Source organism: Arthrobacter gandavensis, from assembly GCF_015355785.1.
GTDB classification, from domain to species: Bacteria; Actinomycetota; Actinomycetes; order Actinomycetales; family Micrococcaceae; genus Arthrobacter_B; species Arthrobacter_B gandavensis_A.
The window spans coordinates 493,787-508,629 of the sequence record NZ_JADKYW010000005.1; the positions used below are offsets into that span (position 1 = coordinate 493,787).

The 14,843-nt window shown below is 66.4% G+C and carries 15 protein-coding genes; 11 read left to right on the forward strand and 4 right to left on the reverse strand.

All coding sequences use genetic code 11. The features are described from left to right. The first annotated feature begins 6 nt into the window (after positions 1-6). Complete coding sequence (locus ITX31_RS07365) at positions 7-726, forward strand: GNAT family N-acetyltransferase (RefSeq protein ID WP_194782787.1); 720 nt, start codon at positions 7-9, stop codon at positions 724-726. Between the two features lie 66 nt (positions 727-792). On the opposite strand, the gene ITX31_RS07370 is transcribed toward ITX31_RS07365, so the two are convergent. From ITX31_RS07370 to ITX31_RS07385, 4 genes are all read right to left on the reverse strand, one after another. Then, positions 793-1,197: an ankyrin repeat domain-containing protein gene (locus ITX31_RS07370; RefSeq protein ID WP_194782788.1), complete on the reverse strand. Its 405-nt coding sequence runs from the start codon at positions 1,195-1,197 to the stop codon at positions 793-795. Positions 1,198-1,260: 63 nt separating this feature from the next. Next, positions 1,261-2,358 carry a YgfZ/GcvT domain-containing protein gene (locus ITX31_RS07375; protein WP_194782789.1) on the reverse strand — a complete coding sequence of 366 codons (1,098 nt, stop codon included), beginning with the start codon at positions 2,356-2,358 and terminating at the stop codon, positions 1,261-1,263. Positions 2,359-2,415: 57 nt separating this feature from the next. Continuing rightward, positions 2,416-3,015: an FABP family protein gene (locus tag ITX31_RS07380; protein WP_194782790.1), complete on the reverse strand. Its 600-nt coding sequence runs from the start codon at positions 3,013-3,015 to the stop codon at positions 2,416-2,418. A 217-nt stretch (positions 3,016-3,232) separates the two neighbouring features. Continuing rightward, the gene (locus ITX31_RS07385) at positions 3,233-3,985 is read right to left on the reverse strand and encodes a hypothetical protein (RefSeq protein WP_194782791.1); all 753 of its coding nucleotides are present in this window, start codon (positions 3,983-3,985) and stop codon (positions 3,233-3,235) included. Positions 3,986-4,122: 137 nt separating this feature from the next. Here ITX31_RS07385 and ITX31_RS07390 point away from each other — a divergent pair, with 137 nt between their 5' ends. The 10 genes from ITX31_RS07390 to asd all read left to right on the forward strand — a co-directional run bounded on the left by ITX31_RS07390 (position 4,123) and on the right by asd (position 14,776). Further along, complete coding sequence (locus ITX31_RS07390) at positions 4,123-4,833, forward strand: winged helix-turn-helix transcriptional regulator (RefSeq protein WP_194782792.1); 711 nt, start codon at positions 4,123-4,125, stop codon at positions 4,831-4,833. A 41-nt stretch (positions 4,834-4,874) separates the two neighbouring features. Then, entirely contained in the window at positions 4,875-5,846 is a 972-nt protein-coding gene (gene mshD / locus ITX31_RS07395) for a mycothiol synthase (RefSeq protein ID WP_194782793.1), read from the forward strand. Between the two features lie 94 nt (positions 5,847-5,940). Continuing rightward, entirely contained in the window at positions 5,941-8,166 is a 2,226-nt protein-coding gene (locus ITX31_RS07400) for an RNA degradosome polyphosphate kinase (protein WP_194782794.1), read from the forward strand. Then, complete coding sequence (locus ITX31_RS07405) at positions 8,163-9,212, forward strand: NUDIX hydrolase (RefSeq protein ID WP_416354811.1); 1,050 nt, start codon at positions 8,163-8,165, stop codon at positions 9,210-9,212. Before ITX31_RS07400 ends, ITX31_RS07405 begins: the two co-directional genes overlap by 4 nt. Before the next feature lie 121 nt (positions 9,213-9,333). Then, the gene (locus ITX31_RS07410; RefSeq protein WP_194782796.1) at positions 9,334-9,858 is read left to right on the forward strand and encodes a ferritin; all 525 of its coding nucleotides are present in this window, start codon (positions 9,334-9,336) and stop codon (positions 9,856-9,858) included. A 138-nt stretch (positions 9,859-9,996) separates the two neighbouring features. Beyond that, a complete protein-coding gene (locus ITX31_RS07415; protein ID WP_194782797.1) occupies positions 9,997-11,733 on the forward strand; it encodes a hypothetical protein in 1,737 nt (578 codons plus the stop codon). Continuing rightward, positions 11,730-12,131, forward strand: coding sequence for a GntR family transcriptional regulator (locus ITX31_RS07420; protein ID WP_194782798.1), 402 nt, complete (start codon positions 11,730-11,732; stop codon positions 12,129-12,131). Before ITX31_RS07415 ends, ITX31_RS07420 begins: the two co-directional genes overlap by 4 nt. Further along, positions 12,128-12,934, forward strand: coding sequence for a thymidylate synthase (locus ITX31_RS07425; RefSeq protein WP_194782799.1), 807 nt, complete (start codon positions 12,128-12,130; stop codon positions 12,932-12,934). Before ITX31_RS07420 ends, ITX31_RS07425 begins: the two co-directional genes overlap by 4 nt. Positions 12,935-12,946: 12 nt before the next feature. Next, positions 12,947-13,609 carry a dihydrofolate reductase gene (locus tag ITX31_RS07430; RefSeq protein WP_228529097.1) on the forward strand — a complete coding sequence of 221 codons (663 nt, stop codon included), beginning with the start codon at positions 12,947-12,949 and terminating at the stop codon, positions 13,607-13,609. A gap of 24 nt (positions 13,610-13,633) precedes the next feature. Continuing rightward, complete coding sequence (gene asd, locus ITX31_RS07435) at positions 13,634-14,776, forward strand: aspartate-semialdehyde dehydrogenase (RefSeq protein WP_194782800.1); 1,143 nt, start codon at positions 13,634-13,636, stop codon at positions 14,774-14,776. The last annotated feature ends 67 nt before the right edge of the window (positions 14,777-14,843 follow it).

Below are 14,843 nucleotides of genomic sequence, written 5' to 3' on the forward strand. Positions count from 1 at the left end.
AAGTCTATGGACCTTGACCCCGGCACTGTTGCCATTATCCAGCTCGCCTGGTCCCGCAGGCTGGGACTGGAAGACGACGCACTCTCCGCTGCCGAGGATGAGGAGCGGATTTACGACGTGCATGACGGGGCGAACGAAGTTAAGTTCGTCCGGTTGTTCGGCCGCGAAGTTTTTTCCGGCCCCGAGTGGGCCGCGAAGCAGGTGCGTTCGAAAAGCACGGCGGAGCTAAGCAGCTTCTCCGGCCTTCTGCGTCTCTCCCAAAGCCACGGCGGCCGCGGGATGGCGGAGGAACACCTGTACTACACGGATTCATATCCGCCGATCCCTATGGCGGAGGACCTGGCCGTGGCTGACGACCATTCCTACGCCGAAACCCTGGAGCGGTTGTGTCCACCCGACGACGTCGTGGAGGCCAAACTTTCCGGCCGCGATATCCTTTTCATCCTGGTCGATGACTCAGGCCCCGGGGATCCGGTTCCGGTTGCCGGTGCCGGCTACAGCATTCGTGAGGGGATCCTGGCGGACGTTGGGACCCTGACCGCCCCGACTCGCCGGATGCAGGGACTCGGCTCCTACGTCACCTCCATTGCGGTGGAAGATGCGATGGCGGCCGGCCTCATCCCCCAGTCCCGGATCCAGTCCAACAACCTGGGAGCCAGCCGCACTGCTGCGGGGGCCGGGTTTGTTTCGGCCGGTCTTTGCACCTCCGTGTCACTGCCTGCCTAGAGGTCCACCGCCGGTTCGAGGGTTTCACCGTGCTCCGGCCACGGCGGTGCGGGCAAGGGCCCCCAGCTAAGCCTCGAGCAGATCCGCACGCTGGAAGTAGGCGGCCGTGGCACGCGCCGACGGATGACCGGCGTCGGCGTCCGCACCGGCGGCCAGGAGGGTGCGGACAACGTCTGCGTAGCCCTTGAACACGGCACCTGCCAGCGGAGACTGCCCGCGGTCGTTGAGCGTGTTGACGTCGGCGCCGAGTTCGATAAGCGCCTGCACCGTTCCGGCATGCCCGTGGTAGGCCGCGAGCATCAGGAGGGAATCGCCCGCCGCGTTGGTGAGTGTGACGGGCACCCCGGCGCTGACGTAGGTCCGCAGCAGTTCAGTGTCCCCCTGGCGGGCGCCGTCGAACAGCCGTTCGGCAAGTTCAAGCATCTCCGGGTCTGCAGCGTTCGTCGACGCCTGGTCCGGTGTCTCAGTCATAAACCTCGTCCTTACCTGCCGGCAGCAGCCGGCAATGATAGTTCCTGCCCGAAGCGCTCCGCGCTAAGCGCGGGAGCGTGGTGTCCGCAGGAGTCCCGTGGGACGGCCCACGGCCTGGCCCGCGTTCGGTGAAACCACGAGTTCCTGTGCCGCAGCGTAGAGTTCACCTTCGTCTTCGACCACCAGCTGCGCCTCCGGATCCACCGAGCGCTTGACCACCGCCAGGGCAACGGGTCCCATCTCGTAGTGCTGCGCCACGGAGGTCACTCGGCCAACCACCCGCTCACCGAGTTTGACCGGGCTTTCCGCGGCCGGCAGGGTGTGCTGCGATCCGTCCAGCTGCAGGAAAACCAGCCGGCGCGGCGGATGGCCCAGGTTGTGCACCCGGGCAATGGTTTCCTGTCCCTTGTAGCAGCCCTTGGAAAGGTGGACCGCGGTCCGGATCAGGTCCAGTTCATGCGGAATGCTCTTGTCGTCCGTCTCCGCACCAAGACGCGGGCGCCACGCTGCGATGCGCAGTGCCTCGGCGGCCATGGACCCGGCCAGGGGCAGTCCGGACGCATCGACCGCGGCTTCGAAGCGTTCCCGGGGAATCAGGTACTCGTACCAGGGACGTTCGTGGCCGGGGTGCGCAGGATCCGCAGTCTCGGTGTAGGCGTGCCCGCCCGGCCCCACCTGGGGCCAGGGGTCCGTCCAGACGGCGAAGTCCGCCCAGGCCGGTACCGGCGCAACCGAGCCGGCCACGGCCCAGTCGGCTGTTACGTCCTGGATCTCCACCCGGAGCATAAATTTCATGCTGTTCAGCCAGGCGGCCAGCTGCGGCGCCTCGGCACCCTCCACGATCAGCCAGGCCCGTTCGCCGTCGTCAAGGATGCGGGCGTCATGCTCAATCCGGCCCTGGATGCTCAGCAGCAGCAGTTCCGAGCTTTCGCCCGGACGAAGGTTGGTGACCTGCTGTGAGGACAGCGTGTTCAGCCAGCTCAGCCTGTCTTCACCGGAGACGGTGACGACGCCGCGGCTGGAGAGGTCGGTTATCGCTTCGCCGCGGGCCAGCGCACGCTGTTCACGCAGGGGGTCCCCGTAGTGGGCTGCCGTACCGGCGTCGGCGCCGGCAGCTTCGACGGCTCCGGGGCGGGCAAGGAGAGGGCTTTTGATGCTCATGTCAGGTGCAACGTCCTAGCCGGGTAGTCATATTCCGGTGCCCCCGGGCGGCGGGGATCAGTCCCGTTTCTTGAGGATCGCGGAGGCATGCGCTTCAAGCGCCTTGCCATCGGCCGCGACATCCCAGCGCCAGTAGAGGTCGCCGTTTACCAGCCCGTAGATTCGGGTGGCGGCGGTGTACTCCTTGGAGTTCACGCCGCGCATCACCAGGTCCGTGGTGAGCTGGATCTGCGGGCCCTTGATCTGGCCGTAGTAGAGTTCCGCGATCCCGCCGGGGTGCACGATGGTTGCCGTGATGTCGAAGCCGCCGGAGTCGTTGCGGAGTTCTTCAACCTCGTCGGCGCTGCGCAGTGCGGGGACAATGTCCGCGGGGATAAGGCCCGGGCCGCCGTCGGCGTCGTTCAGCGGGCGGTCCAGAGCCCAAAAGCCGGTCTCAACGGCGAGGGGGCGCAGCACTGTGCCGGACTCGTCCGTCAGCCAGCTCTCCGCCGTGTACTGCAGGTAAGGCAGGCCGTTCTGCCGGAACGTGACCCGCTGGGAGAAGTGCTCGGACTCCGCGTCGCCTTCACCGAGGCGGCCGGTTCCTTCCCAGACTCCCAGCAGCCAGGACAGCGGCACGAGTTCGGGCGTGAGGTCTGTGGGGATCTCCATGGGCATGGCCGGACCCTTCCCTGGTCAGTTCGGGCGATTGTGCGTTTCGGGTTACTTCTGGCCTTTGTACAGGCGGGAAACAACAAGGGCTGCGAAACCTGCCATGGCCAGGCCAGTGACACCCAGGAGGACAATGAAGAAGATTTCAAGAGCAAGAAGCGACATGCCTACATCCTAACCCGCCCCGCAGGGTCTTTGTCCCTTGTGACTCCCGGCCTCGGACCTAGGGGACCAGGAGCCGGCCGGCAAAGTAAACGGCGGTACCCAGTGCCAGCACCGGGGAGGCGCCCGCCGTGATGATTCCCAGGACGCCCGGAGAATCGTCACGGATCAGCACGAGCCGGCGTACGGCAACGATCACCGCAGCACACAGCACTCCGACAAAAGCACCCGCCGCCAGAGGCAGTCCGGTAACCAGTGCGGCTGCTCCGGCGCCGGCAAGGGCCCCGGCAACGACACCAATCGGTGCGGTGATACGGTCCGCAAGCGGAATCAGCGAAATGAGGATGGCCAGTGCTATCGCCGCAGCTCCGGCAGAGATGAGCCCTTCGGATCCGTTCCCGCCCGGCAGGCGGTCCGCTGCGATCCAGCCCGCTGCCATTCCCGCAACGAGGGCTCCGCCGATCACACCGATAGTGGATTCGAGGCGGTGCGGCTGCCCCGTGCCGCGCAGCAGCTGGATGAGGAACACTGCTCCTACTCCCACGGCGACGATGCCGGGCATCCAGGTGAGCATTGCGGTCGCGGGGGCGAAATACGCGGCAGCAACCCCTCCGGCCCCGACGAGGGCAAGCACCAGGCCCTGGCTCTTGCGTGCGGGGACGCCCAGAAGGTAGGGCCAGCCGAAGCCGGCTGCTGCGGCCGCAGCTCCGGTGAACAGGGCCACGGCTTCGGGGGAAACAAAGGATGCCGCCGCGATTCCGACCAGTACAATTGCCGCCGGCACCGCTATGCTCCAAAGTTTCACCCTAGTCATACTGCCTTATTACGCAGCGAGGATAAAAGCTACGGTGTGCCGGGCCGCCGCTCGGTATACTTTCAACCACTCTTCGGCCGCTGGGGACCGGATGGGATATTGTGCCCGATGATGTGCGCCTAACTATCGGAGGAACTATGTCGCACATTCTGCTCCTGACCAACAGTCCGGGAACATCCGTTGAAGTCCTCCCTGCCCTGGAACTGCTCAATCACAAGGTCCATATTCTTCCAGCGGAGCCTACCGCCCTCCTGGACATCGACCCGTGCGACGTCGTCCTGGTTGACGCGCGCAAGGACCTCGTTGGGGCGCGCTCACTGACCCAGCTCCTCAAGGCAACCGGCTTGGGCACTCCCCTGGTACTGGTCCTCACGGAGGGTGGAATGGCCGCGGTCGCTGCCAACTGGCTGGCTGACGACGTCGTCCTGGACACCGCAGGTCCTGCCGAACTGGAAGCCCGGCTCCGCCTGGCCGTTTCCCGGACCCAGGCGGCCGCGGAGGAAACCGGCACCGAGATCCACGCCTCCGGCGTCGTCATTGATGAGGCCAGCTACACCGCCCGCGTTAGCGGCACGGCCCTGAACCTGACCTACAAAGAGTTTGAACTGCTCAAGTACCTCGCACAGCACCCCGGCCGGGTCTTCACCCGCGACCAGCTCCTGCATGAGGTGTGGGGCTACGACTACTACGGCGGCACCCGCACTGTGGACGTCCACGTCCGGCGGCTGAGGGCCAAGCTGGGCCCGGACCATGAGAACCTGATCGGCACCGTCCGCAACGTCGGCTACCGCTTCGCGAAGGCGCGCACCCACGAGGAGCAGGCAGCCGTGGCAGGGCACGAAGCTTAAGCCGTCTCCCGTACTGCGTCCCAAGTGGTTAGTCTTCTTCAATGAGCGAGAACCCCCCGACCACATGGCCTGTCCTCACTATGCGCGGTACCCCGGAAGAATCCGCGCTCCGCGGCATCCTGGAGCTGGCCGCCGCAGCTGCCGAAGCCGACGGCAATCCCCCTTTCTCCGAGCAGACCCTCGTTGACCTGCGCTCAACCACCGCGGACCCGGACCGGGTACGGGTCTTCCTGGCACTGACCCATGACGAGCACTCGGACCCTGCCACCGCGCAGGAGCTCGCAGGGGCCGCCGTGCTCACCGTCTCCGCGGAGGACGAGCCCGGCGTTCTGGAACTGGTGGTCCACCCCAATTACCGCAACAAGGGTGTTGGCACCGCACTGGCCGAGGCGGCACGGAAGGACGCCGGGCAGGACTTCAAGGCCTGGTCACACGGAAACCATGAAGCGGCGGTGAAGCTCGCTGCCCGCTTCGGCTTCCACCCGGTGCGCGAGCTGTGGCGGATGCGGCTCTCCCACGACGCGCTGTCCCAGGGCCTGCCCACCGCCAAGGTGCCCGACGGCGTGCAGGTCCGCGCCTTCGTTCCCGGCCAGGATGAGGATGCCTGGCTTGCGGCAAACGCCGCCGCATTCGTCCACCACCCGGAGCAGGGATCCATGACCAGGACGGACCTCGAAGCGAGAATGGCCGAAGACTGGTTCGACCCCAACGGTTTCCTGCTGGCCGTCCGCGAATCCGACGGCGAGCTGCTGGGCTTCCACTGGACCAAGGTCCACCCCCGCAGCGGGAGCCACCCTGCAATCGGGGAAGTCTACGTGGTGGGCGTGACTCCCCAGGCGCAGGGAACGGGACTCGGAAAAGCCCTGACCCTGGCCGGAATCAGCCACCTGCACGAATCCGGCCTGGACGCCGTCATGCTCTATGTGGACGCAGACAACACCGCAGCGGTGGCCCTCTACCGCAAGCTGGGTTTCGTGCGCTGGGACGTGGACGTGATGTACGCGGCCGAATAGGCCCTGCGCTGCTTGTAGGGTTGAGCATATGGGCCCCGGGCCGTCTGCTCTGCGGGCGGCCCGGGGCCGGCCAGAACTGCCAGGGAGAGACACTATGGATTCCGATACCGCAGCCGCCGCTCGGTCGCCCTTTGGGTCGTCCGAGGCGATGCCTGCACCGCGGGCCACACAGGACCGCATCGATATTCCGGATTTTGGGCCGGCGCTGCTGCCCAGCGGCGACATCACCCCCGAACGCTTCCTCGACCGGGAGATCAGCTGGCTGCACTTCAACGCCCGGGTACTCGAACTGGCCGAAGATCCTGATCTCTACCTGCTTGAACGCGTCAATTTCCTCTCCATCTTCGCCTCCAACCTGGACGAGTTCTTCATGGTCCGGGTGGCCGGGCTGAAGCGGCGCATTGCCACCGGGCTTGCCGTGCCGTCCGCCGCCGGCCTGAGCCCGGTGGAACAGCTGGAACAGATCACCGAGGCCGGCTACCGGCTCCAGCAGCGGCATGCGGAGGTTTTCGCCCGGCAGATCCGCCCCGCCCTGGAAAATGAAAATATCCATCTGGTGGGCTGGCAGGACCTCGACGACGCTTCCAAAGCCCAGCTCCACCGGCAGTTCGCCGCCAAGGTCTTCCCCATCCTCACGCCGCTGGCCGTAGACCCGGCACATCCCTTCCCGTACATTTCCGGGCTCTCCCTGAACCTCGCCGTCGTGGTCCGCAACCCGGTGAGCGGCAAGGAATTCTTCGCCCGCGTGAAGGTTCCGGACCAGCTCCCGCGCCTCATCTCGGTGGACGGTCCGCGGGCCGGGAACGTTGCCGGACGCACAGCCCGGTTCATTCCGCTCGAAGACGTCATTGCCGAGCACCTGGACCAGCTCTTCCCCGGCATGGACGTGGTGGAGCATTACACCTTCCGGGTAACCCGCAACGAGGACCTTGAGGTTGAAGAGGACGACGCCGAGAACCTGCTGCAGGCGCTCGAGAAGGAACTGCTGCGCCGCCGGTTCGGCCCGCCCGTCCGGCTTGAAGTAACGCCGGACATCAATCCCAGCATCCGGCAGCTGCTCATCCGCGAACTGGGAGTGGAGGCGGACGAGGTGTACACCCTCCCCGGCCCGCTGGACCTCCGCGGCCTCAGCCCCATCAGCCAGATCGACCGGCCGGACCTGCACTACCCCAAGCAGGTACCGCATACCTCGCTGCACCTGAAGGAATCCGAGACGTCAAAGCCGGCAGACGTCTTTGCGGCCATGCGCCGCCGGGACATCCTGCTGCACCACCCTTACGATTCCTTCTCCACGTCCGTGCAGGCGTTCCTGGAACAGGCGGCGGCGGACCCGCGGGTGCAGGCCATCAAGCAGACCCTGTACCGGACGTCCGGGGACTCCCCCATTGTCGATGCGCTGATCGACGCCGCCGAGTCCGGCAAGCAGGTCCTCGCCCTCGTAGAGATCAAGGCCCGCTTCGATGAACAGGCCAACATCTCCTGGGCACGGAAGCTGGAGCAGGCCGGCGTCCACGTGGTGTACGGAATCGTGGGGCTGAAGACCCACTGCAAGCTGTCCCTGGTGGTTCGCCAGGAGGTCGACGGGCTGCGGCGCTACTGCCACATCGGGACCGGAAACTACCACCCCCGCACCGCCCGCTACTACGAGGACCTGGGGCTGCTGACGGCAAACGAAAAGGTGGGCGAAGACCTGACCAAGCTGTTCAACCAGCTTTCCGGCTACGCCCCCAAGTCCACTTTCAAGCGTTTGCTGGTGGCGCCCCGCTCCGTGCGTTCAGGCCTGATTGACCGGATTGAACGCGAGATTGCCAACAAGAAGGCTGGCCTGGACGCCCGGGTCATCATCAAGGTGAATTCAATGGTGGACGAAGCCATCATCGATTCGCTGTACCGCGCATCGCAGGCCGGAGTCCGCGTAGACGTGATCGTTCGCGGCATCTGCTCGGTGCGGCCGGGGCTTCCCGGCCTCAGCGAAAACATCACCGTGCGGTCCGTTCTCGGCCGGTTCCTGGAGCACTCCCGGGTATTCGCCTTCGCCAACGGCGGCGAGCCGGTGGTGTACATCGGTTCGGCAGACATGATGCACCGCAACCTGGACCGCAGGGTGGAAGCCCTGGTCCAGCTCGGATCCGCGGAGGACATCGCGGACCTGATTGAGCTCATGGACCGTTACCTCGACCCGGGTACGGCCAGCTGGCACCTTGACGCCGACGGCATCTGGACCCGTCACCACAAGGATGAAGAAGGCAGCCCGCTCGAGGACGTGCAGTCCTGGCTGCTCGCTTCCCGCTCGCGCCAGCGCGCACTGGCCCGCCGCTGATGCACACGGAGGAGCCCGCTGCGGAAGAGCTGCCGCTGGACACTCCCGGCGACGGGCGGGATACCCCGGAAGACACGGCCGCCCTCCTGCTCAAAGGCAGGGCGGCGGCGCTGGATCTGACCGGCGACCCCCAGGTGGTCGCCGCCGGGGCCCTGTGCTGGCGAGTGCGGGGCGACCGGCTGGAAGTATTGCTGATCCACCGGCCACGCTATGACGACTGGTCCTGGCCTAAAGGGAAACTGAACTCCGGGGAGACCGTTCCGGAATGCGCAGTCCGTGAAGTCAAAGAGGAAATCGGGCTGGATATCCGGCTTGGCATCGCACTGCCTGAAACCCGGTATCCGGTTTCTTCCGGAATCAAGGCCGTGCATTACTGGGCCGCCAACGGCACCAACGCCAAGCTGCGGCCGGACGGCAAGGAAGTGGACGGCGTGCGGTGGTGCGCTCCGGAAGAAGCCGCACCGCTCCTGACGAATCCCACGGACCGGCTTCCGCTGGAGGCACTCGTCACCGCCTATCAGGACGGTGACCTGGACACCTGGCCGCTCATCATTGTCCGCCATGCCAAGGCCAAGCCCCGTTCGTCCTGGGCACGCGCAGAGGGCGACCGTCCGCTGGCGGCCACCGGACAGCGCCAGGCCAAGGCCGTGGCGCGGCTGCTGCAGGCCTGGCATCCGGACCGCGTAGTATCCAGTCCGTGGCTTCGGTGCGTGCAGACCATGGGGCCGTACGTGAATACCCGCAAACCGAAATTCAAGACCGTGGATGCCATCACCGAGCACAATGCCAAGCGCAAGCCCGCGAAGGCGCGGCTGGCGGTGGACAACCTGTTCGAGAAGGCCCGGCCGGTGGCATTGTGCACGCATCGTCCGGTGCTTCCGCTGGTCTTCGGCGTCCTCTCCGAGCAGATGGAGGACAAGATGGCCACACTCCTTCCGGACAAGGACCCGTACCTTGCCCCGGGAGAGATTGTGGTCTGCCAGGTGAGCCGCCGGAACCCCCGCCGGATTATCTCGCTGGAGCGGTACCGGCCGTTCGACGACTAGCCGGTCCCGGACGCGGCGCCGAGGCCCGGGGGCCAACGCCCGGCGCTGGGGCCCGGCCGGCTGTGGCCAGCCAAGCCTATCCGTCCTTTTCTCCGCAGTTCAGCGGGCATATTCTGGCCCCATGAGCAAATTCACTGATCTTCTGAAAGCCCAGATCGGCAACGAATTCAACGCGTCGCAGCAGTACGTGGCCATGGCCGTGTACTTCGACGGCGAGGACCTTCCGCAGCTGGCCCGCCACTTCTACGCGCAGTCCGTCGAAGAACGTAACCACGCCATGATGCTGGTCCAGTACATGCTGGACCGGGACCTGCCCGTCCATATTCCGGGAGTCGATCCGGTGAAGAACGACTTCAGCGACGTCGTCGAGCCGATCGCCCTCGCCCTGGACCAGGAGAAGCAGGTGACCTCGCAGATCGAGGCCCTCTTCGCCGCGGCACGGGAGGAGGGCGATGCGCTGGGCGAGCAGTTCATGCTGTGGTTCCTCAAGGAGCAGGTTGAGGAGGTCGCCTCCATGAGCACCCTGCTGACCGTCGCCCGCCGGGCGGACAACCTGTTTGACCTCGAAAACTTTCTGGCCCGCGAGCGCGTAGGCGACAGCGGAGCCGATGCGGGCGCTCCGGAGGCTGCTGGCGGCGCCCTCTAAACGAGATGACAGAAACTGCCCGTATGAGCGCTGAGACGGGCAGTTTCTGTCATCTCGGTGGGGTTGGGGGCTCTTGACGCACGGAGTTTTGTACCAGAGACTTGGCACAATCTGACATCCAGAGTCCCGGAGGATCCTATGGCTGCGGCCGCGTTATCGGTTCTTGGCACCATCATCTTTTGCGCCGCCATCGTGGCCTTCGTGGTGTTTACCGTGCGGCCCAGGCCCGGAACCGATCCGCGGACCGTGACGGAGGCGGCCCAAAAGTACGCCCGCCGCATCGGCCTGGTTGCCCTGGGTACCGCGCTGTGGCTCCCGGGGGTGCTCCAGCCAGTGCTCCGGGAGACCGGCGGCGAGCTCTGGTGGAACGGACACTATGCCTTTGCCTCCGCCGCAGTGCAGCTGGGAGCTCCCACGGTGTTCGCCCTGGCTGTGCTGGTAACCGGTGAACTGACCTGGCCCCGTCCGCGCGGAACGGTGCGCACTGCCCGTTTGGAGCGCCGCGGAGTCCTCATCCTGATCCCCCGCTACATGAGCGCGGTGGCCGGCACCCTCCTGGCCTACAACCTGCTCATCCTGGCGACGACGCTGGCCCATGACCCCGGATCCGCTTCCGCACGGCATCTCCTCGCGGGCTGGGCGCCCTGGCTGCTGCTCACCGTGGCCGCGGTCGCCGGTGCCCTCAAACTTATCTCCGTGCGGCCGGCAGTACCGGGCACGGCTCCGGAGGCGGACGCCGCACTCCGCCTGGCCTCAGCCCACCGGGTTCTGCGCACAGCGGCCGGGATCATGATTCTGCTGGCCTGGTCCGGCGGCGTCTTCCTCTCCAACTATCCCAATCCGCCCGGACTCAGCGCTGGGGGTGAAGCACTGCGGTATGTATCCCTCTGGATCACCTTCGGCAGCATCCTGGCCCTTCTGGTCCGCGCACCCCGGGTTCCCCTGCCGGAACCGTCCGGTGCCGGCGGCCCCGCCCCCGCACCGTCACCTCTGGCGGTAAAGTCCGTAGCCACCAGCCTGCGCCTGACAATTGCCGGGCCGGCAGCGGCGGGTCTCCTCGGCATCACCGTCTTCGCCCTGGCGATGGAGCACCGGATTGCCGCAGTCCTCGCATTGGCAGCCGCGGCGGTAACCTTCACGGCGCTGTGCGCCGCGACGGAATACACCCACAGCCGCCGCATCCGCAGGACTCTGCCCGCTGCGGAACCGATGGAGACGGACACGGCGGACTTCCTCCGGGCACCCCGCTGGCTGATGTGGACCGGGACGGCAGGGGCAGCGCTGACCCTCGGCGTCCTCCTGGCCGCAGCCTTGCTAGGCCCCTCCGTTGACCGCGCTGCGTGGCATTATGCCCAGGACGTCGCCGGCCAGCCAGGCCACCCCGGCCCGGGCCCCGGCCCTGGGCCCGCCCCGGAGCCCGGGCCGGCTATTGTCCCTGAGCCATTCTTCGACTGGCGCTTCGCCCTGACCGCCGCCCTGCTGGTCCTGCTCCTGCCCCTGCTAACCGATCTCGCGTCCCGCAAGGTGCTCTCCCGCGCCGCTCTGCCTGCAGACCGGAACGTGGACCTCCGCCTCCGCAGAGTAGCCCTGTTCCGGCTCGCCCGGACAAGCACCGCCACCTGCCTCGCCGCAGCGGGCCTGGTCTTTTGGGACTTGTCCTCGGACAACCGCTGGGCCAGGACCTACAACGGGGACATCGACCTTGAACCGCCTCTGGACTGGCTCACTCCGCTCATCCAGCAGACCAATACGGTGTCCACGCTCCTGCTGCTCGCTGCGATCGTCGTTGCGTGGCGCCAGTTTGGCCCGTCCCACTTCCCGGATGATCCCCGCTACGCCGAGCAGGCAGACCTCCCTCCGGTGCAGCGGACATGAGCGCCCAGATCCGCGTGGATCTGGCTTCACCCGTGCCTCCATACGAACAGATCCGGTCACAGGTCAGCGCACTGGCCGCCGCAGGAGTCCTGGCACCGGGGAACAGGCTGCCCACCATCCGCATGCTGGCCGCCGACCTCGGCGTGGCCCCGGGGACCGTCGCCCGGGCCTACAAGGAACTCGAAACTGAGGGAACCGTCACAGCTTTGCGCCGCCGGGGCACCGTCATCGCGCCGCGTGCTGCCCCGCCTGCCGGCGAACCGGGCGCCCTTCCCGCCGAGGTGAGCGCCGCCGTCGGGCAGCTTGCGGACAGAGCACGCAGGCACGGGGTTCCCGACGCCGTTGTGCTCAGCGCTCTGGCCTCCGCCCTGTCCCGCGACACTAGACTGGAGCCGTGACCACGATTCCCACACCGTACGAAGACCTGCTCCGCGACATCCTGGCGCACGGCACCGCGAAATCCGACCGCACCGGCACCGGCACGCGCAGTGTCTTTGGCCGCCAGATGCGCTTCGACCTCAGCGAGTCCTTCCCGCTGATCACCACCAAGCGCGTGCACTTCAAATCCGTTGCCCTGGAGCTGCTGTGGTTCCTGCGCGGAGACTCGAACGTCCGCTGGCTGCAGGAACGCGGCGTCACCATCTGGGATGAATGGGCGGACGACGACGGCGAGCTGGGGCCGGTCTACGGCGTCCAGTGGCGCTCCTGGCCCACGCCGGACGGAGACCGGATCGACCAGATCGCCAAGCTGATCGACGGACTGAAGACCAACCCTGATTCACGCAGGCACATAGTCACAGCCTGGAACCCGGCAGAGGTGGACAACATGGCACTGCCGCCGTGCCACGCCATGTTCCAGTTCTACGTCGCGGACGGCAGACTTTCCTGCCAGCTGTACCAGCGCTCGGCGGACACCTTCCTGGGCGTGCCGTTCAACATCGCCTCCTACGCTCTGCTCACCCTGATGGTGGCGCAGCAGGTGGGCCTGGAGCCGGGCGAATTCGTCTGGACCGGCGGCGACGTGCACATCTACGACAATCACCTGAACCAGGTCACGGAACAGCTGTCCCGCTCTCCGTTCCCGTATCCTAAACTGCGGCTGCGGCGGAAGCCGGCCAGCATCTTCGACTATGAACTTGATGACTTCGAGGTCCTGGACTACCAGCACCACCCCGGCATCAAGGCACCTATCGCCGTGTGAAAGGGCACCGTCTTGACTGAATCGAACAGGTTCGCGGATTCAACCCGCTATTACCCCGTCGGCCGGGCCGGTGAAGAGGGGCTGGAACTCGACGACGCCCTGGCCGCCCGGGGCTACGGGAACACCGGGGTGCCACTCGTCGGCATGATCTGGGCGCAGACCGCCGACGGCGTGATCGGCAAGGACGGCGGGATGCCGTGGCACCTGCCCGAAGACCTTGCCCATTTCAAGGCGAGCACCCTGGGCCACCCCGTCATCATGGGCAGGCGGACCTGGGAATCCTTCCCGGAGGCGTTCCGGCCGCTGCCCGGACGAAAGAACATCGTCATCTCCTCCCGCGAGGAACTGGCCGCCGAGCTCGAGCCGGCCGGCGCCGTCGTCGTGCCCTCCCTGGAAGCTGCGCTGGAAGCCGCCGAGGGCAGTGAGGGCGGCAGCCGGATCTGGATTGTCGGTGGATCCCAGGTTTACGCCGCGGCCGAGCCCCTGGCCGATGTTGCGGTTGTCACGGTGATCAACACGGAGACCGACGGCGACAGCTATGCCCCACATCTGGGGGCGGACTGGACATTCAGCGGGGTCAGCCCGGCGCAGGACTGGTACACATCCGCCAACGGCCTGCAGTACCGCTTCGCGCTGTGGACCCGGAACCGGAACGTAACCGAGCAGGACGGCTGAGACAGGCTGCCCTAGACTGAAGGCATGACTTCAGCAGCTTCTTCTGTTCCCACCGCGGGCTTCGTCGGCTGGCGGGGCATGGTCGGTTCCGTCCTGATGCAGCGCATGCAGGACGAAGGCGATTTCAGCCTGATCAACCCCGTCTTCTTCTCCACCTCCAACGCGGGCGGCGCAGCGCCGTCTTTTGCTGAAGGTGCCGGTGCCCTGCAGGACGCCTACGACATCGAGACGCTGGCCAAGCTGCCGATTATCGTCACCACCCAGGGCGGCGACTACACCTCCGAGGTCTATCCCAAACTGCGCGACGCCGGCTGGGACGGCCTGTGGATCGACGCCGCGTCGACGCTGCGCATGGATGACAGCGCGATCATCGTGCTGGACCCGGTCAACCGGGATGTCATCGACGCCGGCCTGGACCGCGGCGTGAAGAATTTTGTGGGCGGCAACTGCACCGTGTCCTGCATGCTCATGGGCCTGGGCGGACTGTTCCGCAACGGCCTCGTGGAGTGGGGCACGTCCATGACCTACCAGGCGGCCTCCGGCGGCGGTGCGCGCCATATGCGTGAACTGCTGCAACAGTTCGGTTCGCTGAACTCTGCCGTGGCAGCCAACCTGGCGGATCCGGCGTCGGCCATCCTGGAAATCGACCGTGCCGTGCTGGCCCAGCAGAAGGATCCGTCCATGGATTCCTCCCAGTTCGGGGTTCCGCTGGCCGGGTCCGTCATTCCGTGGATCGACGCGGACCTGGGCAACGGCCAGTCCAAGGAAGAGTGGAAGGGCGGCGCGGAGACCAACAAGATCCTCGGCCTCGGCTCCGATTCCGGACGGATTCCCTTCGACGGTCTCTGCGTCCGCATCGGTGCCATGCGCTCGCACTCCCAGGCGCTGACCCTGAAGCTCACCGAGGACCTGTCCGTCGCCGAAATCGAGCGGATCATCGACGCGGACAACCAGTGGGCCAAGGTGGTTCCAAACACCAAGGAAGCCACCATGGAACACCTGACCCCCGTTGCCGTGACCGGCACGCTGGACATCCCTGTGGGCCGCATCCGCAAGCTTGAAATGGGCCCGGAGTACATCAGCGCCTTCACCATCGGTGACCAGCTGCTCTGGGGCGCCGCGGAGCCGCTGCGCCGGATGCTGCGCATCGCGACCGGCAACCTCTAGCCCGAAACACACCATAGAACCGCCCGTTTGGAGATCCAAACGGGCGGTTCTATCTGGTCCGGGCTCA